The organism is Burkholderia sp. KJ006 (assembly GCF_000262695.1).
In the GTDB taxonomy this organism is placed as follows: domain Bacteria; phylum Pseudomonadota; class Gammaproteobacteria; order Burkholderiales; family Burkholderiaceae; genus Burkholderia; species Burkholderia vietnamiensis.
This window is the reverse complement of the sequence record NC_017922.1, coordinates 974,420-1,000,090: the sequence shown is the minus strand read 5'-3', so window position 1 is coordinate 1,000,090 and position 25,671 is coordinate 974,420. Positions and strand designations below refer to the sequence as shown.

Annotated in this window: 19 protein-coding genes and 2 pseudogenes; 19 read left to right on the top strand and 2 right to left on the bottom strand. The window is 59.6% G+C overall.

Going from position 1 to position 25,671, the window contains the following annotated elements; genetic code table 11:
* Positions 1–142 precede the first annotated feature (142 nt).
* Positions 143–742, top strand: a pseudogene (locus MYA_RS28285) (YadA family autotransporter adhesin); the annotation flags it as partial.
* 184 nt (positions 743–926) lie between these two features.
* A pseudogene (locus tag MYA_RS28280) lies at positions 927–1,407 on the top strand (OmpA family protein).
* 40 nt (positions 1,408–1,447) lie between these two features.
* Here the strand turns inward: MYA_RS28280 and MYA_RS28275 are convergent.
* Positions 1,448–2,608 (bottom strand): porin, encoded by a 1,161-nt coding sequence (locus tag MYA_RS28275; protein WP_011880592.1) that lies wholly within the window; start codon positions 2,606–2,608, stop codon positions 1,448–1,450.
* A 1,693-nt stretch (positions 2,609–4,301) separates the two neighbouring features.
* Here MYA_RS28275 and MYA_RS28270 point away from each other — a divergent pair.
* Positions 4,302–5,354 (top strand): GlxA family transcriptional regulator, encoded by a 1,053-nt coding sequence (locus MYA_RS28270; protein WP_011880589.1) that lies wholly within the window; start codon positions 4,302–4,304, stop codon positions 5,352–5,354.
* A gap of 88 nt (positions 5,355–5,442) precedes the next feature.
* Here the strand turns inward: MYA_RS28270 and MYA_RS32485 are convergent, their stop codons facing one another.
* On the bottom strand, positions 5,443–6,000 hold the full coding sequence (locus tag MYA_RS32485; RefSeq protein ID WP_370687167.1) for an NUDIX domain-containing protein: 558 nt from the start codon (positions 5,998–6,000) through the stop codon (positions 5,443–5,445).
* Between the two features lie 8 nt (positions 6,001–6,008).
* On the opposite strand from MYA_RS32485, the gene MYA_RS31615 reads away from it, so the two are divergent.
* The 16 genes from MYA_RS31615 to MYA_RS28195 all read left to right on the top strand — a co-directional run bounded on the left by MYA_RS31615 (position 6,009) and on the right by MYA_RS28195 (position 25,379).
* Entirely contained in the window at positions 6,009–6,344 is a 336-nt protein-coding gene (locus tag MYA_RS31615) for a hypothetical protein (protein WP_124260117.1), read from the top strand.
* Between the two features lie 308 nt (positions 6,345–6,652).
* Positions 6,653–6,910: a hypothetical protein gene (locus MYA_RS28260; protein WP_041494410.1), complete on the top strand. Its 258-nt coding sequence runs from the start codon at positions 6,653–6,655 to the stop codon at positions 6,908–6,910.
* 614 nt (positions 6,911–7,524) lie between these two features.
* Entirely contained in the window at positions 7,525–8,487 is a 963-nt protein-coding gene (locus tag MYA_RS28255) for a GlxA family transcriptional regulator (RefSeq protein ID WP_014726223.1), read from the top strand.
* Positions 8,488–8,579: 92 nt separating this feature from the next.
* Positions 8,580–10,097, top strand: coding sequence for a mannose-1-phosphate guanylyltransferase/mannose-6-phosphate isomerase (locus MYA_RS28250; protein ID WP_014726222.1), 1,518 nt, complete (start codon positions 8,580–8,582; stop codon positions 10,095–10,097).
* 45 nt (positions 10,098–10,142) lie between these two features.
* Positions 10,143–11,522, top strand: a complete 1,380-nt coding sequence (locus MYA_RS28245) for an undecaprenyl-phosphate glucose phosphotransferase (RefSeq protein ID WP_014726221.1) — start codon at positions 10,143–10,145, stop codon at positions 11,520–11,522.
* A 56-nt stretch (positions 11,523–11,578) separates the two neighbouring features.
* Positions 11,579–12,751 carry a polysaccharide biosynthesis/export family protein gene (locus MYA_RS28240; protein ID WP_081054439.1) on the top strand — a complete coding sequence of 391 codons (1,173 nt, stop codon included), beginning with the start codon at positions 11,579–11,581 and terminating at the stop codon, positions 12,749–12,751.
* On the top strand, positions 12,748–13,188 hold the full coding sequence (locus MYA_RS28235; protein ID WP_041494409.1) for a low molecular weight protein-tyrosine-phosphatase: 441 nt from the start codon (positions 12,748–12,750) through the stop codon (positions 13,186–13,188). The genes MYA_RS28240 and MYA_RS28235 overlap by 4 nt, the downstream gene beginning before the upstream one ends.
* Before the next feature lie 3 nt (positions 13,189–13,191).
* Positions 13,192–15,402 carry a polysaccharide biosynthesis tyrosine autokinase gene (locus tag MYA_RS28230; RefSeq protein ID WP_014726218.1) on the top strand — a complete coding sequence of 737 codons (2,211 nt, stop codon included), beginning with the start codon at positions 13,192–13,194 and terminating at the stop codon, positions 15,400–15,402.
* The gene (locus tag MYA_RS30570; protein WP_081054440.1) at positions 15,399–16,577 is read left to right on the top strand and encodes a glycosyltransferase; all 1,179 of its coding nucleotides are present in this window, start codon (positions 15,399–15,401) and stop codon (positions 16,575–16,577) included. Before MYA_RS28230 ends, MYA_RS30570 begins: the two co-directional genes overlap by 4 nt.
* A complete protein-coding gene (locus MYA_RS29015; protein ID WP_081054441.1) occupies positions 16,574–17,800 on the top strand; it encodes a glycosyltransferase family 4 protein in 1,227 nt (408 codons plus the stop codon). Before MYA_RS30570 ends, MYA_RS29015 begins: the two co-directional genes overlap by 4 nt.
* Complete coding sequence (locus tag MYA_RS28215) at positions 17,790–18,959, top strand: glycosyltransferase (protein WP_041494407.1); 1,170 nt, start codon at positions 17,790–17,792, stop codon at positions 18,957–18,959. Before MYA_RS29015 ends, MYA_RS28215 begins: the two co-directional genes overlap by 11 nt.
* Before the next feature lies 1 nt (position 18,960).
* Complete coding sequence (locus MYA_RS28210; RefSeq protein ID WP_014726214.1) at positions 18,961–20,118, top strand: glycosyltransferase family 4 protein; 1,158 nt, start codon at positions 18,961–18,963, stop codon at positions 20,116–20,118.
* A gap of 54 nt (positions 20,119–20,172) precedes the next feature.
* A complete protein-coding gene (locus tag MYA_RS28205) occupies positions 20,173–21,627 on the top strand; it encodes a hypothetical protein (RefSeq protein WP_014726213.1) in 1,455 nt (484 codons plus the stop codon).
* 49 nt (positions 21,628–21,676) lie between these two features.
* A complete protein-coding gene (locus MYA_RS30565) occupies positions 21,677–23,113 on the top strand; it encodes a flippase (protein ID WP_158333109.1) in 1,437 nt (478 codons plus the stop codon).
* A gap of 101 nt (positions 23,114–23,214) precedes the next feature.
* Positions 23,215–24,237, top strand: coding sequence for a glycosyl hydrolase family 28-related protein (locus MYA_RS30560; protein WP_158333108.1), 1,023 nt, complete (start codon positions 23,215–23,217; stop codon positions 24,235–24,237).
* Between the two features lie 56 nt (positions 24,238–24,293).
* Positions 24,294–25,379: a glycosyltransferase family 4 protein gene (locus MYA_RS28195; protein ID WP_014726211.1), complete on the top strand. Its 1,086-nt coding sequence runs from the start codon at positions 24,294–24,296 to the stop codon at positions 25,377–25,379.
* Positions 25,380–25,671: the final 292 nt, after the last annotated feature.

The following is a 25,671-nucleotide window of genomic DNA, read 5'->3' as shown; positions in this document are numbered from 1 at the left end:
GCTGGTGTGCGTGTCGCTGAGCGCGTCCGGCGTGCTGCGCCGCGCCGATCTCCTGTTCTTCGACATCGTGCAGCGGCTACTGCTGCTGCGGCCGTCGCCGCACAAGATCGTGCTGATCGCGATCGACAGCGCCAGCGCGCACGGCTCCTACACGTCGAATCCGGCCGGCGGCAACGTGCCGCCCGGGGGCGAGCGGTTCGAATTCGTCGGCCGGTTGCTCGGGCTCGGTTGCGTCGGGCTCGAACAGCACGGCGGTCGGCAACAGTTCGACGGCGTCGGGCAACGACTCGACGGCGCTCGGCGCGGGCAGCAACGACGGCGGCCGCTCGAACGTCGTCGCGGTCGGCTCGGCGGATTCGGCGCGGCAGGTGGTGAACGTCGCGGCCGGTACGCAAGGCACCGACGCGGTGAACGTAAATCAGCTGAATGCCGTATCGAACCAGTTCACGCAATCGCTGAACACGGTGAACAACCAGCTCACGCAGATGCAGCGGCCGATCCAGCAGACCGATTCGATGGCGCGCGAGGGATCGCCGCGACGGCCGGGATGGCGTCGATTCCGCACATGGACCGCGATTCGAGCTTCGCGATGGGGGGCGGCACGGCGACGTTCCAGGGCCGGAAAGCCATGGCAGTCGGCGTGCAGGCGCGCATCACGGAGAACCTGAAGGCGACGGTCAACGTCGGTTTTGCCGGCAGCCAGCGCGTGGTCGGCGCGGGCATGCTGTATCAGTGGAAATGAGCGGCGCAGTGGCATGCGCCGGCACGTACGGCCGGCACATGCCGCGTCGCACTCCGAACACCATCGCACGCGCATGCGGCGCGCCATCGCGCCGCCTGCGCCGTGCCCCTCGCATTTACGGAGCTTTACGTGAAACGCGTCGGGGCCTACGTTCAACGCCTATGAACGGCAGTCGCGGGACGGCATCAAGACGTTCCGTGTCGATTGCCACGGCTTCCTGTCGAGCGAGAAGGCCTGCATGAAGGTCGCGACGCGCATGTGCGGCAGCGAACCCGTGCGCGTGGTCGATTCGACGACGCCGTACTGCACCGGCCCCGGCCGAGAAGGTCACGCTGACCGGCGACGCCTATTTCGCGACCGACTCGACCGTTCTGACGCCGGCCGCACGCGCCGCGCTCGACGCGTTGCTGAACCAGCATCGCGACATGCATTTCGCGCGCGTGGACGTGGACGGCTATACCGACTCGACGGGCTCGGCCGCGCACAACCAGGCGCTGTCGAAGCGTCGCGCCGACGCCGTCGCGGCGTACTTGCGCGAGCATGGACTGCAGGCCGACGCGTTCGCGGCCGCGGCGCACGGGCCAGCGAACCCGGTCGCGTCGAACGATATGCAAGAAGGGCGCGCGCGCAACCGGCGCGTCGAGATCTCGCTGCACGCGCAGTGAGACTGCGGGCGCCGACGCGGCCGGCTGCCCGCGACGGCGATCAGAACCGGTGACGGAGTCCCAGATTGACCATGGTCTGGGACTTCGTGCCGTTGTAGCCGTATGACCCGATCGAAGCCTCTGCCGCCATCGAGCCGCCGGCTCCGTCGGCGGTCGTGCCGCTGGCATGCTGATACGCGGCCGTCATGTAGACGTCCGTACGTTTCGACAGGTTGTAGTCGGCGCCGAGCGATGCCTGGTGATAGTTCGCCGCGGTGTCGCCGCCCGACTTCGTGAAGCTGTAGCCCACGCCGACCAGCAGCGCCGGCGACGCCTGATAGTTCAGGAATCCTTGCGCGGTGTTGTAGTGCTCGTTGCTCGCGAACACCGAGGCGCCGTCGCGTCGGTACTGCGAATTGCTGTAGCCGGCCCCCACCGTGAATGCGCCGAACACGTACTGGCCCGCCACGCGCGCGATGCCGATCGAATGCGCGCTCTGATAACCTGTGTTGATCGCGCCGTCGAACGTGCCGTCCGACGTGCTCGACCATGTCGTGCGCGTGCCCGCGGACGGGTTCGCGTTCGCCGCGTAGAAGTATCCGCCGGCGAGACTCAGCGGACCGTTGGTGTACGACACGCCTGCCGAATACGACTGCTTCGAGCCGGTGCTGCCCGCGACACCGCCCAGCGAATACATCGCCGCGAACTGGAGGCCGGCGAACACCGGCGACGTGTACTTGATCGCGTTGTCGACGCGGAAGCTGTTGTCGTAGTTGTCGACGTCGCCGGCGGTCGCGAACGCGCTGCCGAAGTAGTTGTCGGCAGTGATCGGCTGGACGAGATCGATCAGCGGATCGTACTGGCGGCCGAGCGTGAGCGAACCGTACTGATTGCTGGCGACGCCGACGTAGGCCTGACGGCCGAACATGCGGCTGCCCTGGCCGAGACCGCCGGTGCTCGGATTGAAGCCGTTCTCGAGCTGGAAGATCGCCGAGAGGCCGCCACCGAGGTCCTCCGAGCCCTTCAGACCCCAGCGGCTGCCCGACAGGTTGCCCGCGCTGCTGTTGCCGAGCGCCCAGAGATTCTTGCTGCCGTCGGCGTGATTCACGTACGTCAACGAGGTGTCGATCGTGCCGTACAGCGTGACGCTCGTCTGCGCGTGCGCTGCACCGGCCACCATCAACGACGCGATCGTCAGGATCGGAAAAGTTGCTTGTTTCATGGTCTCTCCGCTTTGTGTGCGTGTTTGCGTTCGAATAGTGCAGTGCAGCGTACATCGAGATATTTTCTTGCGGAAATTCAGGGGTGCGATGTGTCGTGGAAAAGAAACGGGGATCGGTATGTCCCGGACATGTGGGGCGAGGGCGATTTGCGATGCTGTTGATTGATATCGAGCGGATTACGATACTGGGCGCCGTTTTATTTGATCTATTTTCGAGAAGGCAATGGATCTAATAAGGTGTATTCGGACAAAGTCTTGTCTAGATCGGACGGTGAAATTTGGCGGATTATTATGGGATTCTTAGTTTCGTGTGTGACGGTAGATCGATCGTTTTCGCTTTCCATGCGGTCTTCAAAGCTCACCGCCGACGCCGAGTGCTGAGAGTTTCAAACCATTTTTAGCGTCGATTGATAAACAGAAATACTGTGCGGGATTATTGCCGCTGCGCGAGCTGAATCTTATGGAACGGTTGTGCGATGCTTTCTCGTCGTGCAGTATGTTGATGGTGTCCTGTCGGATTGAAGCCGCGTTCTTTATTCGCTTGAATTGTCACCATGTGATGGAAACTGATTCGCCGTACGGTGCACTCCGGCCACCCGCGGGTGTGCCAATAAATTTATGCAGTCACGTAGGCAAGATCGGCGTGATGGTGTGCAATACAGGCGCCGAGAAAGCGATCGTTCGGCAACATCGCGAAACTCTCGCGTTGGCGAATTGACATGAGTAGCGCGAATCCGGATCCGATTCGGCGAGGCATGCAACGAGCGATACGGCCCATGTCTTATCCGACAGCGATCCGGGCTATTTGCCGAAATCGCGCGGTGAGGTATGGCGCTCGACATCGAATGTGCGTGGCGCTGGCAATCGTGCAACATCCGTTGTTCGAACTATCGGTGATCCGGTACGGATTGTTCCGTCTCGTTCGCATACGGCGCGAGCTGCGGTGGCGTTGGGGCCTGGCGGAGTCCGGTGGCGTTGCAGGGCGCGTTGCTCGTCACGCGCCTGACACATTCCGCAGGCAGTCGGCGGGCGTGTGCGGCCCCGGACCACTGCGCGACGGTGCCCACTTGCGTGTCGGACACGATCTGCTTGTCACGGCGGGCAACCCGCAAAAAGCGCGAGTTCCCGCTGTCACTTTTAATTACGGCGTGTTACTGGATATTAAAGCGTTGCCAGGACGACATGCGACGGCCGGCGAATAAGTGTTCTAGAACCAATTGTGCTGGATTCCACATTCTGCGCAAACGTTAAAATCGACAGGCATATTGCCCTGCGATGTACTGCCGGTAGATACGTTTGATCACCGGTGAATGGCTCGTGAGATCCGTTGCGGCTGCTAATGCCGAGCACCGCTTCAATGACGTGAACTCGCGATACCATCGGCGCCGCCGCGCCATATCCATTTGGGCCCCGCAGCCGCAACGGCACACGAACAACGCCCGCAATGCACGCATTCCATACAGCGGCGCGATACATTGCAAAAATATTAAGGCAATGACCTGGATCAAGGGAGGTCAATTCCGCGGCGGTCGGCGTGATTGATTTTCTTGATTACCAACAAATAATTGGTAACGGATCGCCGTCTTGATTGATTCCGTCAACAATGAGGCGAGATCGGACACTGACGGAACGGCGGCGTATTTGCCGCATATGATGCGCTGCAGAAAATGCAAAAAATTGTTAAAGGGCCGAGATGATGCTGACAGTGCCGAATGTAATTACAACGGGGTCGCGAGTGAGCGGGGATCGGGGTCGAACTATCGGTCGTCGACGTGACAGCGTAATCATTCTGTTGCTCGACGGTTTTTCCATTATGCAAATGGGCAGGCTGGCTGCAGTATTCGAACTCGCCAATCGGCTCGAGCGCGTCAATGCGTCGTTTGAGGACCGTTATGAATTGCGGCTTCACTCGAGTCATGGCGGCGCCGTGCGCTCGTCGTCGGGCGTGCAGATCTGGACCGACGCGCCGCGTCCGCTCGATACGAGCAGCGTGCAAGCGATGTTCGTGCTGGGCGGGCAGGGGCGGGTGAACGGGCTCGACGAGCCGTTCATCGGCTGGCTGCATCATGCGCATCAGCGTGCGCGCGTGGTCAAGGGGGACGGCGCCGGCGTCGAAATGCTGAGCGCGATCCGGTTGAACCAGAAGACTCCCGAGACCGTGCCGCCCGCGCTGCAGGCGTCGTTGGCGGTGTGCAATCCGGGCGAAGCCGAGCAGAGCAGCGATGGCGACGAGGGCATGTTCGCCGCTGCGTTGTCGATCGTCGTGCGCGATGCCGGCTACGAGATCGCGCAGGAAATCGTCGCCTGCATGATGCCGGGCGCGAGCCGCAAGTTCGCGAGCGTGTTGTTCGGCGCGCAGGAGGCGCGCGCCAGCGAATTGATTCGTGCTGCCGCGCTTCATCTGCGCGCGAACAGCGCAAATCGCATCTCGATCGCCAATGCCGCTCAGGCGGCGGCGATGAGCGAGCGGAATTTTCTGCGGCGCTTCAAGAACGAGATCGGCGTGACGCCCACCGAGTTCGTGCTGCGAGTGCGGCTCGAGAAGGCTTGCTGCATGCTGGTCGAAACCGACTTGCCGGCCGACAAGGTCGCGCGCCGTGTCGGTCTCGGCAGCGGAGACCGCCTCGCGAAGCTGTTCCGACAGCATCTGTCGATGTCGCCGACCGAGTATCGCGCGGCCGCTCGGGACCGCATGATCGCGTCCGCGGACGGTGTCGAATGGCGCAACGGCACGTTCCGCCGCTGAAACGCAGCGTCGCATTCGCAGTGGGTGTGATGGCCGGCGTCTTGCCGGCCGATTGGGGCATGTGCGCACGCGTGGCTCGGGGCGGTGTTCAGGGCGCTGGCGCGAAGTAGGCTTGAACCCCCTTCGGCGCTGACCGTGTCGTCGATTGCTCGCGGTGCGGCCCGTTGGCCAGCGACACAAGATCGAGTATTCCATCGCAACATAATCGATCGAGATGTCCGAGCTTGATTGACGCAGTTTCGATCAAGCGATCGTAACCGCCGACCAGCTCCGCGTCGGCGCGCTCGAGATCGCTGCATCCGAGTTCATCGCGCGCAATCCGTCGAAATGCATCGTCGAGGCGTTCGTTCTTGTGAATGCGTCCGCCAGGCACGAACCAGAAGCCCTGAGCGGGACGGTTGGTGCGATGGCCGAGCAGGTATGCGCCGTCCTCGTTCGAGATGATCAGGTCGATCGCAACGAGCGGCGTTGCGTCGACGATGCGCAAGAAGGTATCGAGCGGCAACATGGCGGAGAGGCTCCATGAAGTTTGTGGGAATGTGCCGGCGTCGGATCGCGATGGCGTTTGCGTCGGTCTGTGAATCGGTGTGCCGATTTCGTAGACCCACAATGCCGCGGAGTTGTCGCCGACGGTGTTCATCATCATTGCCCGGCATGATCGCGCTCGTCGGTCAAAACCTCGAAGCATTCCGCCAATTGGCGCTCGCAAATCGGCGCGTTATCGCGATGTCGTTGGCGTCGAGCGTGCGGCGCGCATCGACACAATTGCATTCGGCCATGATCGTGGCGGCAGCCGCCATCTCGATTCCGAACGATCGTTTCGGCGCTAGTCTTTGGTCTGGCCTTTCGAGGAGACGCGTTCACCCCGGAACCTCCTCGGAACTTCACCTGCGCGCGTCGCGCGCGCAGGTCTTTTTATTCAGCACGGGTCGAGCTGCAGGTGCGGCGCATGTCTTTGCCGCCGCTCGACTCGCCGACGCCACGCGATGATGCGTGCCGCCTCTATCGAAGGCGGCGATGCAGCAAGCGCCAATCTCCAGAACCTCACTCTTGCCGAACCCGACGGCACCGTGCGCTGCGCTCGACGCGTCCGTCGCGTAGCACGGCATTCACGCACGACCGCGCAAAAAACGGCTGGCGCGCTCACTAACCTTCATCTACGTCAAACGCGATCGTCAATGGCGGAATCGAGGGGAAGAATGTCATGTGCGGCATGTTGCACCGCAATGTACGCTAGCAGCAGCGAATCGCGCATCGGTTGAGCTGCGCGACTTCACCGATAACTTGGCATTGCGGATATGAACGTCGCTCTCCTGATCTTCTCGAGAATCTGCTTCGTGTGGATTCTGGTCTACCTCGTGTTCAGCGTGACATCCGGCCTGTGGGCCGGTGCCCGACATGGACGTGCGATGCTGCTGCTCGAGTTTCGGCCTCGGCGGGCCCGTGGTTCGCGTGAAGTGGCGCGCGCTCGCGTATTGAAGAGAATGGCGCTCTCGGCCGTGTTCGCGCTGCCGATCGGCGTCGCGACGCTCATCGCTGGCATAGCGCTCACATAGACGCTCGTTGAAGCGGTAAGCGGTGCGCGCGACGCCGCTCATATGCGACAGCACGGGCACGCGAGACCAAACACGGTGTTCGGTTACCTGGCGGAATCTGCCTACTGCGGCCGCGGCCGTACGCGTGGCCGAATACGCCGTATCGATGCGGCACATGCACGAGTGACACCGATTGCATGTTGCCGTCGAATCGCATGCGTTTGCCACATCGATGTGAAGGCATCGGACCATCCCGTCGCCGTGAGCCGCATCGCATTCGCATATGGCCTGGATCGATGGGGAACCTGCGAAGCGGTGCGTGAAGTGCGCGTTGGCGCGTGCTGTCGTCACATCGCAGTGCTACTCGATTCGACGCATTCGGAAGCGGCGATTCCCGCATCTCGCTCGTCATGCATCTTTCTCCAGCACACGTGCTTCATTTCGCTGCTACACGGTAGTCAGAAAACGCCAATTTCTGGCCGATCAGGGAATTCCCGCAGGCTAATCCGACGACTGTTTGTTCTGATCGGCCAGCGTTTAAACGCCACTCGGCGCCGTCGGTATGATGCATCGCAACGGAGTCAAATTACCGAGCCGGACCGAAGTCGATTGGAAGGGATGTTCGAGAGTACGCCATGACGCACACGAATGTCGCTCATTCGGTAGATGAAGCGGAAGGAGATGTTGGAGGGAGACGGTCGCGCAAGAGTCGGGAAATCGGCGTTGTCGTATTCGAGGGATTCTCGTTGCTTGCAGCGGCTGCGGTATGCGAGGTGTTCGAGGCAGCCAATGAGATCTATGCACCTCAAGCGGCCTCGCTTCCGCTGTATGACGTTCGGTTCTATTCGTCGCGAGGTGGAAACGTCGTGTGGTCGTCGGCCGTCAGCGTACGCACGTTTGCGTGCGATGCGGCGTTGGCCGATACCTTCGATGCGGTATTCGTTGCAGGTGGAGAAGGTGCGCGGCGCGCTGCGCGTGACGCGCGGGTGATCGACTGGCTGAGGGTCGTCGTGCCGAAGGCCGGCATGGTCGAGACCATCAGCGAAGGCAGGATGTTGATCGACGCCGCGCGAAGCGGTGCGCACGCGTCCGATGCAGTCGTCGTCGATTACGACGGTTACGGGCCGGCTCGCGCAGCGTTGTCTCTGGTCGAGCGCGATCTCGGCGGCGATGCGGTACGAGCGATCGCGTCGCGGCTCGCGCTGAACGACGCGCTGGTTACGGCGGAGCATGACGACGCGCGCCACGGTGCGCCCGTCGAGCGGGTACGGGCGGCAGCGGACTGGTTGCGCAGGAACTGCGATCGGTCGATATCGGTTAGCGACGCGGTGCGGGTTGCGGCAATGAGCGAACGGAACTTCCTGCGGCATTTCAAGCAGGAGATCGGAACGACACCGTCCGAGTTTCTGCTGCAGGTGCGCCTGGAGCGCACGGTGCAGCTGCTGATGGAGACCGACATGCCGATCGGCACGATCGCTCGGCAATGCGGGTGGGGAAACGGTGATCGCCTGGCGAAGATTTTCCGGCGGCACCTGGATGTGACGCCTTCGCAATATCGGTTGCAGGCCCGCTCGAACGAGGACGTGCGACCGATTTAGCAAACACGGGATGTGCCGCGGCGACGGGACGGCGCACATCTTCTCGGATTTTCGAATCGAATCATTGCCCTGAGAGAATAGGAGTGCAGATCATGTCGGCATTCACCGAGACAGCACACGACGAAACGGGATCGGTCGATCCCGACCGCGGCGACGCAGTGCGGGCGAAGGTTCGAGTCGCGCCGGTCATTCTCGCGGGTGGATCGGGGTCGCGCTTGTGGCCCATGTCGCGCGAGCAATATCCGAAACAGCTGATCGGCGTGCTGGGTGCCGACTCGCTGCTGCAGGCGACGGTTCAGCGCATGACCGGCTTTACAGCTGGCGAGAGCGAAGTGTCGGCGCCGATCGTCGTATGCGGCGATGAACACCGCTTCGTCACGGCGGAGCAGCTTCGTGCGAGCGGGCTCGCCGCAAGCATCGTCGTCGAGCCCGCGCGGCGCGATACGGCACCTGCACTGACGCTCGCCGCCGCGGTGGCGCATGCCGATGGCCAGGACGCGATCGTCGTCGCGATGCCGGCCGATCACGCCATTGCCGATACTCCGGCGTTTCACCGTGCGATCGCATTGGCGGTCGAGCATGCACGGCGCGGTGCGATTGCGACGCTGGGCGTGCCGCCCACGCGTCCAGATACCGGTTTCGGCTACATCAAGCTCGGCGAAGCGCTCGACGGCGGCGCGCATCGCATCGAGCGATTCGTCGAGAAACCGGCTGCCGAACTCGCCGCGCAGTATGTCGAGTCGCGCGCGTACTGGTGGAACAGCGGGATCTTCGTCGTGCGTGCGAGCGTGTGGCTCGACACGTTGCGTGCGCTGCAGCCGGACATGCACGCGGCCTGCCTCACTGCGTACGTGCAAGGCGAGACCGACGGCCCGTTTTTCCGTCCGCATGAGGACGCGTTCCTGAAGTCGCCGGCGGATTCGATCGACTATGCCGTGATGGAGCGCCTGGCGTCCACGGCGGTCGGGGCGGAGGGCGTGGTCGTGCCGCTCGATGCGGGTTGGTCGGATCTCGGCTCGTGGGACGCCGTGTGGGAGGCGCTCGACAAGGACGCCGACGGCAACGTCGGTCGCGGCAAGGTCGTATTCGAGGGCGCGACGTCGAGCTTCGTTCATTCGGAAGGGCGCCTCGTCGCATGCGTGGGTGTGACCAATGCGGTGGTCGTCGAAACGGCGGATGCCGTGCTCGTCGCGGATCGCTCGCGTGTGCAGGATGTGAAGGGCCTCGTGAGCCGCATTCGCGCGCAGCAGGCGCCGGAGGCCGACGCGCACCGCAAGGTGCGGCGCCCGTGGGGCTACTACGACTCGATCGATCACGGCGCGCGCTTCCAGGTCAAGCGCATCGTCGTGCATCCCGGCGGCCGGCTGTCGCTTCAGCTACACCATCACCGCGCCGAACACTGGATCGTCGTGAGCGGAACTGCGCTCGTCACGCGTGGCGACGAGCAATTCATGCTCGGCGAGAACCAGTCCACCTTCATCCCGCTGGGCGTGACGCATCGTCTCGAGAACCCGGGCAAGTTGCCGCTCGAGCTCATCGAAGTGCAATCGGGATCGTATCTCGGCGAAGACGACATCGTGCGGTTCGATGACACGTATGGGCGTGCGTGATGCGCCGATTCGGCTGTATTCGTTGACATCAGACGGGAGATTGAAATGTTCGGTCTGCAAGGAATGATGGCTCGACTCGTCGATATCGCGGTGATCGTCGCCGGCTCGTTGCTGGCGTCGCAATTTCGCTATCAGACGGTTTCTGAATCGCACTTCGACGGCGCGCTGGTGACGTTTTCGATCGCCTTTGCACTCGTGCTGTTTCCGGTGTTCGGTGTATACGAATCGTGGCGTGGACGCTCGATGCTCAGGCTGAGCGGAAAGATCTCGCTCGCGTGGTTCGCGGTGCAGGCGTGCGGCATCGTGCTGATGTTTTCGCTGCATCGATCGGACGTGATTTCACGGTTGTGGTTCGTGTACTGGACCGCGATGACGGGGAGCGCGTTAATCGCTTCGCGCATTGGCGTGCATATCTTCCTGCGCAGCGTCCGCCACGCGGGCATCAACCTGCGCCGTGTTGCGGTGGTGGGGCATGCTCAGCATTGCCAGCAGGTGATTCGCAACATCGAGGAGTCGCCGGCGAGCGGGTTTCGCCCGGCTGCGGTGTTCGATCTACAGCCGGCGGTCGCGAGTGTTTCGCCTCGAGTGCCGGTATTCACGGAGCTCGACGAGTTCGCCAAGTTCGTGCGCGAGACCGGTGTGCAGGAAATCTGGCTGGCGCTGCCCTTGTCGGAAGAGGCGACGATTCTGCGGTTCGTCAATGCGTTCGGCGACGACCTGGTGAACATCCGTTTCATTCCGGACGTGCGCAGCGTCGCGCTGTTCGACGGCGAGATGGTCGACCTCATGGGTGCGCCGGCGATCAATCTCGTGGCATCGCCACTGCCGCGCCACGCGATGTGGAAGAAGGAACTGTTCGATCGCCTGTTCGCAGCCGTTGCATTGATCGGGCTGCTGCCGGTGATGGTCGTGATCGCGATCGCGGTGAAGTTGTCGTCGCGCGGGCCGGTGTTTTTCAAGCAGTACCGCAAGGGGGCCGACGGACGAGAGTTCCAGATCCTCAAGTTCAGGACGATGCGCGTGCACGTCGAGCAGGCCGGCGTGGTCACGCAGGCGACGAAGACCGATTCGCGCATCACGCGGGTGGGGCGCTTCCTCAGAAGGACCAGTCTCGACGAGCTGCCGCAATTCCTCAACGTGCTGCGTGGCGACATGTCGGTGGTCGGACCGCGGCCGCACGCGATCGAGCACGACCGGCTGTATCAGAAGGTCGTCGACGGCTACATCCATCGCTATCGAATCAAGCCCGGCATCACCGGATGGGCGCAGGTGAACGGGTATCGCGGGGAAACCGATCGGCTCGAGAAGATGCAGAAGCGGGTGGAGTACGACCTTTATTACCTGCGGAACTGGTCGTTCGCGCTGGATATGCGGATCGTGTTGGCGACGGTGGCGAAGGGGTTGGTCAATGCGAATGCTTATTGAGCGGTGGTGGAAGTCGTGATTTGTCGCATCTCTAAACATAAACCGGGGAACACGAGATGAGATGTATTTTGGATCGGCGCGAGGCCGGGGCGACGGAAATCCGCCGTCTTGGCACACGAATCGTGATCGGCGCGGCGATGAGCGCGGCACTGTCGGCATGCTCGGTGGCGCCGGGCATGCGCATGTCGTCGCAAGCGACATTGCCGGTTACAGGCGGCGATGAAAGTACGTCGCAGCAGAACCTGCAGATTCCGATCACCGATATCAACATGGAGTTGATTGAGGAGATGCGTGAGGCAGCGCAGCGGCTCGGCGAATCGCAGCTCAGCGACCTGGTAGGCAAACCCGAGCCGTACACGCTCGGCGCGGGCGACGTATTGCAGATCACCGTCTGGGATCACCCGGAACTTGCAGCCGCGCAGGGTGCGCAAAACTCGACGAACTCGCGGCCGTACGACCCTGTCCAGGGGTTCGTCATCGACGACAACGGCAACGTGCAGATACCGTATGCCGGGGCCGTGCATGTCGCCGGAATACGTATCGATCAGGCGCAACGTGTCGTCCAGGCCGCGTTGCAACGCGTGTTCGTGAAGCCCCAGGTTACGGTGCGCGTTTCCTCGTTTCGTGCAAAGCAGGTGTATGTGGACGGGGAAGTGCATACACCGGGCGTCATCCCGGTCAACGATGTCCCGATGACGTTGAACGAGGCGATCAACCGCGCGGGCGGATTCAGCCCGACGGCCGATCAGAGCCGGATGGTCGTCGTGCGAAATGGCAAGTCGTACCGCATCGACCTCACGCGGATGCTCGACCGCAACATCAATCCTTCGAAGATCCTGCTTCGGAACGGCGATCTGCTGCGCGTCGTTTCGCGCGAGGACAACGGCGCGTTCGTGATGGGTGAAGTCAGCAAGCCGATTACGGCATTGCCGTTGCGGAACGGACGCCTGACGTTGAGCGATGCGCTGTCGCAGGCCGGTAGCGTGAATAGCGCGAGTGCCGATGCCGCGCAGCTGTACGTGATACGCGGTGCGTCGGAAGCGAAGCCGCAGGTTTTTCATCTGAACGCTCACTCGCCGGTTTCGATGGTGCTGGCAAACCAGTTCGAACTGCAGCCGAAGGACGTCGTGTATGTGGACGGCAACGCGCTTGTGCGTTTCAGCCGCGTACTGAGCCTGTTGCTGCCCGCGATCAACGCAGGTCTGACCGGCGCGGTGCTGACCAAATGATCGACACCATCCTGGTTGTGTGTGAAGGCAACATCTGCCGCAGCCCGATGGCGCAGGGTTTGCTGGCGGAGCGTCTGCCAGGCGTGAACGTTATTTCAGCGGGCTGCCGCGCGCTCGTGGGCAGAACAGCCGATCCGCACGCCATCGAGCTAATGGCGCGGCGAGGCATAGACATTGGCAGCCATATAGCGTCGAGCATGAGTTTGGAGCATGTAAGAACGGCCGATCTCGTTCTGGTCATGACGCGCATGCAGCAAAAGGAAATCGAGAATCGCTATCCGTTTTCGAAAGGGCGGGTCTATCGAATCTCCTCTGACGGAAGCGAAGACGTAGTTGATCCGTATCGCCGAGGACGTTCGATTTTTGAGGCTTCTCTTGCGCAGATCGAAAAAGGTCTGGTGCGCTGGACCAATGAAATTACTCGCCTGAACAAATAAGAGATGACTGCTACAATCAAAATCCCTGTTGACGCGGCACATAGCGAAGACGTGCATCTGTCCGATTACTTGGTAATCGTTCAGGAAAACTGGCGACTGATTGCGGCTATTACCGCATGTACCGTGCTGATTGGTGTCATGTACGCGTTGATCGCGAAGCCGGTGTATCGGGCAGACGTGATGATTCAAGTCGATGACAGCACTGGATCGGTCAACGACGCGCTGGGGCAGCTCGCTTCTGTTTTCGACACGAAGCAGACTGCATCGGCAGAAATTGAGCTGATTCGTTCGCGTCTCGTCGTAGGACAAACGGTCCGCGCACTGCACCTCGACATTTCGGTTCAGCCGCGATATTTCCCGTTTATAGGATCGATAATCGCACGACACGCCTCCGGGTCGATGCCTGCCCCGCCGCTATGGGGCCTGCGGCAGTTCGCATGGGGTAATGAGGCGGCCGAAGTCACTCGTTTCGACGTTCCGGAGCAGTTGTACGACGTACCGTTCATCCTCATAGCCCTGCCGGATAATCAATTCGAACTGCGGGACAAGGACGACAGTGTTGTGTTGCGGGGCAGGGTCGGTCAACTCCTGACTTTCAAGTCCGGTGAGGTGCGTGCAATACAGGTTTCTCGCCTTGTTGGCAGGCCAGGCACCGAGTTCGTGGTCAAACGCGCGTCGACGCTTGAAACGGTCAATAAACTTCAGAATGATCTTGTCATCGCGGAGAAAACCAAGCAATCCGGCGTGATCGGCGTGAGCCTCGACGGACCGGATAGCCAGCGCACGGCCGAAATCATAAATGCGATCGCATCTGCATATGTTCAGCAAAACATAGATCGAAAATCGGCTGAAGCCGAACACACGATCGCATTTCTCGACCAGCAACTCCCGGTTCTGCGCAAGCAACTCGACGATGCTGAGAACCGCTACAACGTCTTTCGGAATCGGAACGGTACGGTTGACCTGACCGAGGAGAGCCGGTTGCTACTCCAGCAGATTGTGGATGGCAAAGCCAAGCTGGCGGACCTCCAACAACGGCGTATCGAGCTGGCGCAACGGTTTACACCGTCACACCCGGCAATTGCGTCATTGGACGCTCAAATCACTGCCTTGCAGGAACAGCAGGGTCAGTTGAACAAGCACGTCGAGAGTCTCCCCAACACGGAGCAATCGGCGCTTCGGCTGTTGCGCGACGTACGCGTGAATACGCAGCTGTACACCAATCTGCTCGACAGCGCACAGCAATTACGCATCTTGAAGGCTGGGCAGGTCGGCTCGGTGCGCGTAGTCGACTACGCAGTCGCTCAGGATCTACCGGTCAAGCCCAAGCGACTATTCGTGATTGCTGCGGCACTGGTGCTTGGCGTTGTCGCAGGCGTCGCGGTGGCATTCTTGCGCAAGACGTTGCTTGGAGGGGTAGAGCAGAGTGACGAGATCGAACGTGTGCTTGAGCTTCCCGTCTACGCTTCGATTCCGCACAGCGAGACGCAGACGCGACTGTCGCGCGCAATCCGCCGTGCGTCCGTCGGGCAGCACCACGTACTCGCGGCAATTGCCCCTAATGACGTGGCGATAGAAGCAATGCGCAGTCTGCATACCGCATTGCAGTTCGGGCTTATCGAAGCATCGAACAACATCCTGGTCATTACGGGACCACGTCCGGCCGTCGGTAAGTCGTTCACGTCAGTCAATCTGGCAGCGGTACTCGCCGCAAGCGGCAAGCGAGTGCTTCTTGTCGATGCGGATATGCGGCGCGGCGATGTCCATAGCTATTTGGGCGTTTCACGACAGCCGGGGCTCTCCGACGTGATTGCGGGAGCCGAACTCGACAGCGCGTTGTTGCATGAGGTGCTGCCGGGGCTCGACTTGCTGCCGAAGGGGACTCTACCGCCGAATCCGGCCGAACTCCTGATGAGCCGCAATTTCAAGGCGCTACTCGACGAGCTCGGGGCGCGCTACGACCTCGTTATCATCGACACGCCACCTATTCTGGCCGTGACCGATGCGGCATTGATCGGTCGCCATGCGGGCTCGACTCTTCTTGTCGTGCGCCACGGGCGTCACCCAGTGCCAGAGCTGCTCGAATCGGTAAGCCGACTGCGAATTAGTGGCGTGACCCTGAAAGGCGCGCTATTTACCGATGTGCCGAAGCGCCGCGTCGGATACGGAGCGTATTACTCGAGCTATTACGGCTACGAGAGCGTGTCGGAATGAACGCGAAAAATTCGCTTTTCCCGGGACGCCCGTGCGCCGAAAACCGCTCTGTTGTGATTTACCGCAATCAGCTGTTCAAGCCTTCGGAGCCTTTCATCGCACTGCAGGCGCGCCATCTTCCTTCGTTCCACCCGATATTCGTCGGGCGTGAACGCTGGGCGCCCGCGGCGGCAGGTCAGCAAAGCATCGTTATCGAGTCTGGCGGACGAATAGGGAAGTTCATGCATGCGCTTTGCGGTCGCTCTCGGGAGCTGAACCGGGAAGTCGCCAAGCGTAAGCCTGCGCTCGTGCACGCGCACTTTGGCGTCGACGCGCTATATGGAGCTTCACTCGCGCGTTCGCTCGGCGTACCTCTTATCGCGACGCTGCATGGCTTTGACGTGACAGTCGGACGCGCTGAGTTCCTAAATTCCAGGTCGCCGGCTTTGGTGCGCTACGGTTTATCCCATCGAAGTCTCGCGAGATATGCAACGCGCCTCTTGTGCGTTTCGGAATTCATCCGCAATAAAGCGATCGAGTTTGGATTTCCCGAAGAGCGACTCTTGACGCATTACATCGGGATAGACCTAAGTCAATTTACGCCGACGTCGTACACACGCGGTGAAGTGTTTCGGATCCTGCACGTTGCACGATTAGTTGAGAAAAAAGGCACGCGCTATTTGCTGGAAGCACTGTTGCGCTTACCGGAGCGTGTCCGTCGTCGCGTGCGTCTCGATGTAATAGGCGAAGGCCCGCTGCGTGCCGAACTCGAAGCTATGACGACGCGGGAAGGCCTGACGGGGAACGTGGCATTCCATGGCGTCCAAACACAAGCTCAAGTGCAGGCACATCTGCAGAGCTCTGATCTGCTGTGCCTACCCAGTGTGACTGCCGGTAACGGCGACGCCGAAGGGCTGGGCATGGTGGTTCTCGAGGCAGCTGCTAGCGGCCTACCTGTTCTGGCGACGCGGCATGGAGGGATTCCAGAAGCCGTAGTGGACGGCGAGACGGGCTTGTTGGTTGCCGAGCGAGACGCTTTCGCATTAGCGGATGCAATCGCCTTTCTCGTGGAAAGCGAGACGGTCCGGCAGCGAATGGGGCGCAGTGGACGGGCGCGCGTGGAACGGCAATTCGATGTGGTCAAGCAATGTTCGACGCTTGAGCGCATTTATAGCGAAATCGCGGAAGCAAGATGACAAAAGAGCGGCTATTGATTCTTTCCCGATCGATTCCCCAACATCGTATCGGTGGACTCGAGGTCATGACCTGGGATTTGGCGAAGGCGATCGTTCGTCAGGGTGTTGAGGTCATCGTCGGCACAACGGAGATCGTCGGAGCGCCGGCCACATTTGAGCAAGATGGCGTGTGCGTGCAGGCCATCGCTGGTGCCGCGGCGGCCCGCTATTCGGCACGATTCTGGCATGGCACGAAGGAGCTCTTTCTCGATGTCCGAAGGGATACGACGCTCGGTGTGCTCAGCGTCAGCGCAGCAGGCCGTGAGGTGGCAAAGATGACCGCCGAGCGTCATCAACCCATCGTGTTGCAGGCACACGGGAGCAGCCTCGGGGAAATTCGCACGAAGTGGAAGACGCCATCTATCAAGTCAGTCGCGGGATCCGTACGCAACGCGGTTTGGCTCTTCAAGGATCGCGCCGTGCGCGCACGATATGACGCGACTGTATGCGTTTCGGAGACGGTAAAGAGCGAGCTATTGCATCCGCTGTCGCGGCTTGGCGGCAAAGACCGACGAATCGCAGTCATCGAAAATGGCATCGATCAGTCTTTGTTTTCAATCGACCTCGATGCGCGTGAAGCGATCCGCGCGAAGCTCGGCTGGATTGGGGCACCCGTAATTGTTTGTGCGTGCCGTATGCACGTCGAAAAGGGTGTGGCACAGCTGATCTCGAGCTTTGCGCTCGTTCTGAAGCGGGCTCCTTCGGTACGGATGATCCTCGTGGGCGATGGTCCGGACCGACGTCGTCTTGAGAGTCTCGTAGCCGAACTCGGTATCGAACGGACAGTTCACTTTGCCGGCGGACTATCCCGGCACGAGGTTGCGCGCTATTTGAATGCGGGCGATGTATTCGCTTTCCTATCGATGCGTGCAGAAGGAGCGCCGCTCAATTTGCTCGAAGCGATGGGCGTGGGATTGCCGTGCGTCCTGTCTGACCATCTTTTGAATCGGGTTCCTAACCGGCGAGCGGTGTGGGGTGTTGATGCGCTGAACGCCGAAGAGGCAGCCGATGCCCTCATGTCCGCACTGGGCCACGCGAACGAAGGCAGTCGCAGCGTGCTTGACGCGAAGCAGTCGATCGATTACTGCGCGGCTCAATACATCCAGCTATTTCAAGAGCTTCGCGCCAGCAATCAATTTCGCGCGCAACAAGAGTGTCGGATGGAGAGTCATCATGAAATGTGAAGACATCGTACTGCTGTCGACAGCGGATTGGGACAACCCCTTCTGGACGAACAAACAGCACGTAGCCGTTGAACTGGCACGCCGCGGCCATCGCGTCCTTTATGTGGATTCAATCGGGCTGCGGCAGCCATCGGCGACCACGGGTGACATGCGCCGAATTGTGCGGCGGCTGGTCAAGAGCGCGAAGGGGCTACGTCAGGTGCAGGAACGGATCTGGGTTTGGTCACCTGTTGCTATTCCCATGCATCAATATAGCGTTGTGCGGCGTCTCAACCGCATGCTGCTGTCGTTCGGCCTGGCGATGTGCAGCACATACTTGGGATTCAAGCGCCCGATTTGCTGGACATATAACCCTCTGACTACGCGGTTCTTCGACTTGTCGCGTTTCGAAAAGCTCGTCTACCACTGCGTTGACGAGGTTAAGGCTCAACCTGGGGTTCCATACGACATCGTGGAAGTTGCGGAGATGGAACTGACACAGTCTTGCCAGATCTGCTTCGTCACTTCGGAGCACCTCTTGGAGACGCGCAAGGCGTGGAAGCAGCAGACCTACTATTTCCCGAACGTTGCCGATTACGCTCATTTTGGTTCGGCGATGGACCGAGAACTCAAGGTTCCCTCCGATCTTGAGGCGATTCCAGGGCCGCGCATCGGATTCATCGGTGCGATCAGCGGTTACAAGGTTGACTTCGAGCTTCTGGCTCGCATGGCGCACGAGCATCCCGAATGGTCGATCGTACTAATTGGTCGCGTCGGAGAAGGCGATCCATCGACTACCGTTTCGCAGGTCGAAGCATTGCCAAATGTCCATCTCCTCGGTGCGCGCTCCTACGAGAGCTTGCCGGCTTACCTGAAAGGCATTGACGTCGCTATTTTGCCAAGCCGCCTGAACGAATATACGCGGGGAATGTTTCCAATGAAGTTCTTTGAGTATCTCGCGGCTGGCAAGCCGGTCGTTGCGACCGATCTCCATGCACTTGCCGGTTTTGCCGATGTGTGCACGCTTGCGAATGACCACGCATCCTTCGTCGCGGGTGTTGAGCGCGCTCTTTCGGACTCGACGGAAAAACTCCACGCGCGGCTTTCGCTCGCGCAGGAATATACGTATGAGCGCAGGACGAGCAGGATGATGGAACTGGTAAATAGTTTGGGAGCGTGACATGAGCCCCCTTGCAGGACACAAGATTGCTATTGTCCACGACTGGCTCGTCACTCGTGGCGGCGCGGAACGGGTACTCGAAAAGATTGTCGAGATATTTCCTCATGCGGACATGTTCACCGTCGTCGATCACTATTCGGACGCTGATCGACAATTCATACAGGGAAAAAGCTCACAGACTACTTTCATTCAGAAACTGCCGCGTTCACGTTCGAAGTATCGGTCATATCTTCCTCTAATGCCGGTTGCCATCGAGCAACTTGATCTTTCAGGATATGACATCGTTATTTCGAGCTCGCACGCAGTGGCGAAGGCCGTTCTGGTTGGGCCGAATCAGTTTCACGTATCTTACGTGCACTCGCCTATGCGATACGCATGGGATCTGCAGAACCAATATTTGCGAGAAGCGAAACTGAATCGCGGGTTGCGCACCGTGTTTGCGCGCTGGATGCTACACAAGGTACGGATGTGGGACGCGCGGACTTCAGTTGGGGTCGATGCCTTCGTTGCGAATTCGAATTTCATCGCACGGCGCATCTGTAAGTCGTATCGGCGGCATGCCACGGTCATCTATCCGCCGGTCGATACGGATGCGTTCTCGCTGCATTTACCCAAGGAGCCGTTCTATTTGACCGCCTCGAGGTTAGTACCCTACAAGAAGGTACCGGAAATTGTGGACGCGTTCAGACAGATGCCCGACAAGAAACTGGTAGTTGTCGGGGGGGGGCCGGATCTGTCGATCGTAAAGTCGATGTCCACGCCGAATATCGAAATTCTCGGCTATCAACCGTTCTCAACATTGCTTTCTCTGATGCAGCGTGCTAACGCGTTCATCTTTAATGCGGAGGAGGATTTCGGAATTGTGCCGGTGGAGGCGCAAGCGTGCGGCACCCCCGTCATTGCATACGGTCAAGGGGGCGTGCGAGAGTCGGTACGTGATGGTAGCGAAGGCGCACCGACTGGCGTTTTCTACAACGGTCAAGACGCGGCCAGCATTGTAAGTGCAGTGGGACGATTCGAGGCCGATCGCACGAGATTCGATCCGTACGCGTGTCGCGAGAACGCGCTGCGTTTTTCGTCCGAAACCTTCAAGCGTCGCTTCGAGCACTTTGTGATCGAGGGCTACGAGTCGTTTAGAAGCGAGATCGGCCGTCGTTGAATTTACCGGGGCGCATGGCGAATGCGTGACTAAAATCAGGAAAGCGAGCAGAACGTGAGTCGAGCATCCACATCTAGAAAATTGAAGGCGACAGTGGAGTTGCTATTGGGAGTGACGGTACTGCTGGTCGTGCTTGTCGATGACAACGCTGTCCAACCCGTATTGCTTGCATGCGTCTTCTACTCCGTCTACCAGTTCGGCGAAACCATCACGTCTAGAGACGCGAGGCCAATAGCGACCGTTTTCTGGCTTTATCACGCGTTCTTCTTACTGATTCCAGGCTGGCTGCAGGTGACCAGCAATTTTTATCCCTGGGCGCGCGTCGCAACCGACGCCGACATGGAATACGCTTTGTGCGCCGTGACTGTCGGTCTATGGTCGTTCTCCATCGCATATCGGCTGAGAAGGGGCGGTGTAGCCTATGCGGGCGTAGCCGGCGAGGCGGCGGCCGCCACACGGATCACCGTGGTGAAGATCATGCTTGCTTTTGCAGGCGCCGTCCCGGCTATGGCTTTGATCGCAACCGTCGGTCCAGCCAGCTTTCTTCAGGAGCGTAGCGCGCTGGGCGAGATGATCTACCAGTCTGATCAACTGGCACTCGTCTATAACGCCGCGAAGTTCTCGGTATTCGGTGTAGCCATTGCGTTGGCCGCATACGTTGTAAACGCGCGTACGATTCGGGTTGCCGCGAAGAGGAAACGATATTTTCCGATGCTGGCTATGTTCACACTGGTTTGCGCTGCCGTTGCAATGTTCGTGAATAACCCGATATCGAGCCCGCGGTTTCACTTTCTGGGCATGATGTTGGGCGCGCTGCTTGTTTTGCGGCCGCTTCGCCGAAGGAGTACTCGCATCATTATGTGGACGGCCGCGCCAGTGTTCCTGTATACGCTGTTCCCGGTGGTGAAGAATCTTGGGGAGGCAATGTCCCGTCAAGGAAGTTTGCTGCCCGACATCGGCACATACCTGATAGGTGGCGTCGATTTCGATGGCTTGCAGCAACTCGCCAATATTGCGCGCATGACTGAGGGTATCGGCATATCGTGGGGAAGCAATTTTCTGTCCGCAATCTTCTTCTGGGTGCCACGCTCCCTCTGGGCGGGGAAGGCGACAATTACGGGTGCCCTGGCGGCTGACTACGTGGGGTACGAGTACTCGAATCTTTCCGCGCCGCTCATCGGGGAGGCATTGAGCGGACTGGGAATTATCGGGGTCGTCGCTTTCTTTGCGGCTACGGGCTGGTTTGCCGCCAAGTATGACGGGCGCTATCAGGCGTCGCTCCAGCAGCGAGTGTTGGGGCTCGATCGACTGCTGGTCGGCACGGTTGCCGGTTTTCTGTTCATCCTGTTACGTGGTTCGCTCAATGCTGTGTTTCCGCAAATCGGCGTTTCGCTGCTGGTCGTTATCGCTCTGGCGCCACGTCTAACGGCCGTTGGCGGCACCCTGGTAAAGGGTAAAGCATCGCCTGGAGTCGTGACGGGCTATGGTCCCCCGGAGCGAACTGCATGATGGAGTCACATGGCATGGGCGGTCAATTTACCCGAATCGGATGTCGTTCGTGAAGATCAAAAATATAGTCAGGAATTTTGGATTGAATCTTGGTGGCTCGGCACTACCAATTGCCGTTTCGCTCGTTACGGTGCCGGCATACCTCCATCATCTTGGCGAGGTCAGATATGGCATCCTTACGTTCGTGTGGACACTGGTCGGATATTTTGGAATTCTCGACCTCGGCATAAGCAGAGCGACTGCAAACCGGATATCGAAAGTGGTACACCGGGACATGAGCGAGGTCCGTGCCGTTTTCTGGAGCGCGGTATATCTCAATACGGCGCTTGGAATAGTAGGTGGGATATGTTTTTATTTTGCCGGCGACTGGATATTGCACCATCTCGTGAAGGCGCCTGAATCGTACCATTTTGAAATTGCGAGATCAGTTCTATGGATTGCCATCGCCATTCCAATCGTGAATCTTTCTGCGGTATTGGGCGGCGCTCTCGAAGGCGCTGAACGATTCGGTATCTACAATGGGGTGCAGTTTATCGGAACATTAGGTGTTCAAACTTTACCGCTCATTGCTGGGCTGATGGTCGGTCCGTCTCTCGAGATCGTTGTTCCTGCGGCCGCGATCGCACGTCTCCTGACTTGCATAATGCTTGCAGTGGTGGTGCGCAGTACGTTCGACCTGAGTTGGCTTGGGAGGTTTTCCCGCGCGCGCGCGCTCGATTTGCTGCATTTCGGAAAATGGGTTGTCACCTCATCGTCGGTGCGGGTCCTCGCCGATAATGCCGATCGCTTTGCGATAGGGTCAGTCGTGGGCGCCGCAGCATTGAGCGTCTATGGGGTGCCGCAGAATCTGATTCTGCGCTGTATGCTGATGCCCAATGCGCTTGCCCGCACCATGTTTCCGCGCTTTTCCAGTAATACACCCGAGGACGCGCATCGCCTGTGCCTGCAGGCATTGCGGATTCACGGATACATTTATACTGCGTGTCTCATCGTTGCCCTTTGGATCATCAAACCGTTTCTGATCCTCTGGGTTGGCCACGAGTTCGCGGCGAATGCTATTCCGGTCGCGCGCTTGCTTATCCTCGGCGTGTGGGCGGCGGGTCAAAGCGTAATCGTCATTGCCTTTCTGCAGGCGACTGGGCAGCCAAACATCGTGGCCAAATTGAGCCTGATCGAAACGCCGCTTCTGCTTGCTGCTATTTGGGTTGGTGCATCACACTTCGGACTGAATGGTGTAGCCGTCGTTGTTGTTTTGCGAAATTTGTGTGACGCACTGGTATTGGCTTGGTGCGGACGACTGCTTGCGGAAGCGGCACTTCCAGCTGTCATATCGGTGGTATGCCTTACGCTGAACTACGCGCTGTGTATAGAAGAGCTTTCAGTCGCCGTGCAGATTGCGAGCTGCTTGGTCAGCGTCGGTGCAATGATCGCGTTCGCGGCAAGTGGCAGACTGGGCCAGCTCTTGAAGCCTGCAGCTCAGGAATGAGGGGTATTGCTATGGACCACGATAGTAGACGATCCCTGGTGCGCGCTATTCGAGCTCTAGTTTTGCTGGGGTATGCGACGGTAGCATCAGCGGCGCCGGCGGTGTTCAACGTCAGAGATTACGGCGCAACGGGCGATGGGCGTGGTGACGACTCTCCGGCCTTGCAGCGGGCCGTTGCAGCATTGAATGCGGCGGGCGGCGGGGAATTGTTTTTCCCCGCCGGCACCTATCTGCATAGCGGGGAAATCACCGTTAGCGGGCAGGTGACGGTGTCCGGGGCTGGTCCAGAGAGCGTGCTCAAGGCGCTTTCGCCCGCAAGGGCTGCCCTGGTATTCAAGGGAGCCAACCAGTGTGGTGTTCGGGACCTTCGATTCATTTCGAACGCGAGAACGCGGCTCCACGAGCAGAATTCCGCAGACGTTGTGATGGAGGACGTGGAGCACTGCTATGTAAAGAACCTCTTGATACAGGGCGGCGCGTCGGCCGGGATTCTGATCGCGAATAGTCGCTCGGTGTTGGTTTCTGGCAATCATGTCGAAAACACGCTCGCCGATGGCATACATGTGGTGAACGGTTCGTCGGATGTCGTCGTAGAGAGTAATTTCGCTTTGAATACCGGTGACGACTCATTTTCGGCCGTTGCTTACGCAAGCTGGCCGAAGCAAACTGACAATGTGATTATCAAGGGAAATACGAGTGTTTCGTCACACGCCCGAGGGGTCGCTTGCATCGGAGCTAGCCACTGTGGAATTTACAGTAACAGGATCATCAGTCCACGTGGGCACGGTATCGCGATAGCTCACGAGTCGTCATACGATACCTATTATCCGTATGGTGCAAGGATGAGCGGAAATTCAATCGAAATTACCCATCCCACAATGGGAACAAATTCGGTGCTTGTGAGCGGAGCAACCGATGTCGAGATAGATTCGACGTCGATTAATGGCGGAAATCCTGTGCTCGTCGATGAAAGCTCGGGCGTTGTGGTGCGTGATCTCGTGGTAACCCAGCAAACTGGCGTCCCGGTTCTGGAGCGCGGACATGTCGAGCTGCTTATTGAAGGAGTGAGCGCAAATGGTAATCGGCTCGCCACCGGTGGGGCTATTATGAAAAAGATCAGATGAGGACTTGCTCAAACTAGCCTAACTGTCGGTAACAATAAAATGGTGGGAAAGGACCAGTGAAGATATTGCATCTGGCTAATGACGTACGGGAGTGCGGAAACGGCATCATTAACGTGCTGGTCGATCTGGCTTGTCATCAAGCCAAGGAGGGGCACGACATAGTGGTGGTATCGGCTGGGGGTGAGTACGTCGAACTGCTCGAACGATACGGGGTGCGTCACGTCGAACTCAGGCAACGCCCGGTTCGAAAGGCAATGATACCGTTCATGGTGATGAAATTCGTGGCCATCCTGTTCCGGGAGCGCCCCGATATCGTCCACGCGCACATGGTGACGGGCCTCTTTCTGGGCAAGGTAGGGAAGGCAGCGAAAACCTATACGCTCATCTCGACTGTTCACAATGAGTTCAATCGCTCCGCCAAATACATGGGCCTAGCGGATCGTGTCGTGGGTGTAAGCCGAGCGGTAACCGCAGCTATGGTGAACCGGGGCGTGGATCCAAGCCGAGTTGCGACTATACGAAACGGCACGGTTGGCACGCCACGCGCCCGCAAAGAGGACGATCAGGCAACGACGTCGCTCATGCAGAGACCCAGTGTGACAACGGTTGCCGGGCTATTTCATCGAAAAGGCATTGACGTGCTGATCCGAGCATTTGCGGCGAGTCAGGCGACCAAAGTTGATGCACACCTGTACGTTATCGGCGAAGGCAGGGACCGCGCCTCCTTCGAGGCTATCGTGCGGGAACTGGAACTTCATGGCCGCGTGCATTTTCTTGGGTTCAAGCAAAACGTCATGGCGCATCTCAAGCAAACCGATGTGTTCGTGTTGGCGTCGCGCCGAGAGCCGTTTGGCCTTGCCGTCCTGGAGGCGCGCGAAGCGGGTTGCGCGGTCATCGCGTCGGATGTCGATGGCATCCCCGAGGCGCTGGACGGTGGGGCCAGTGGTGCGCTGGTGCCGCCCGATGACGTGCCTGCATTGTCAGCGGAGTTGAGCCGACTGCTGTGCGACGCCGAGGCCCTTTCTCACGCCCGTCGGATCGCGAGGGAAGGTATTGACTGTTTTTCGGCGCGCAGAATGGCCGATGAGTACCTGCAACTATACGAGACGGCATGTCGGCGAGCACGGTCATCGGCGTTGTGATCGAAGAAGTCAGTGAACGATAGCAAGGGCCTCCTCACGTCGATGCGCCCGGGCGTGTTCTTCGATGCCTCGCGAGTCGAGACACGCGATGAAGGCTTCGTATGCCAGAAGCGGTCTACCTGAAACCGTGCTGGTGCCGCGACAGTACTCACGACCTGCCGGGGCTTTGAATCGGGCAGACCGAGAGAGCCAAATTATCGCTGCGGGCGGTGATGGCCAGACGTACCGCGGTACGCAACATATCCCAAGTGCCTTGGTAGGTCGCCGGGACGGGCGCTGACGGAAGCCTATC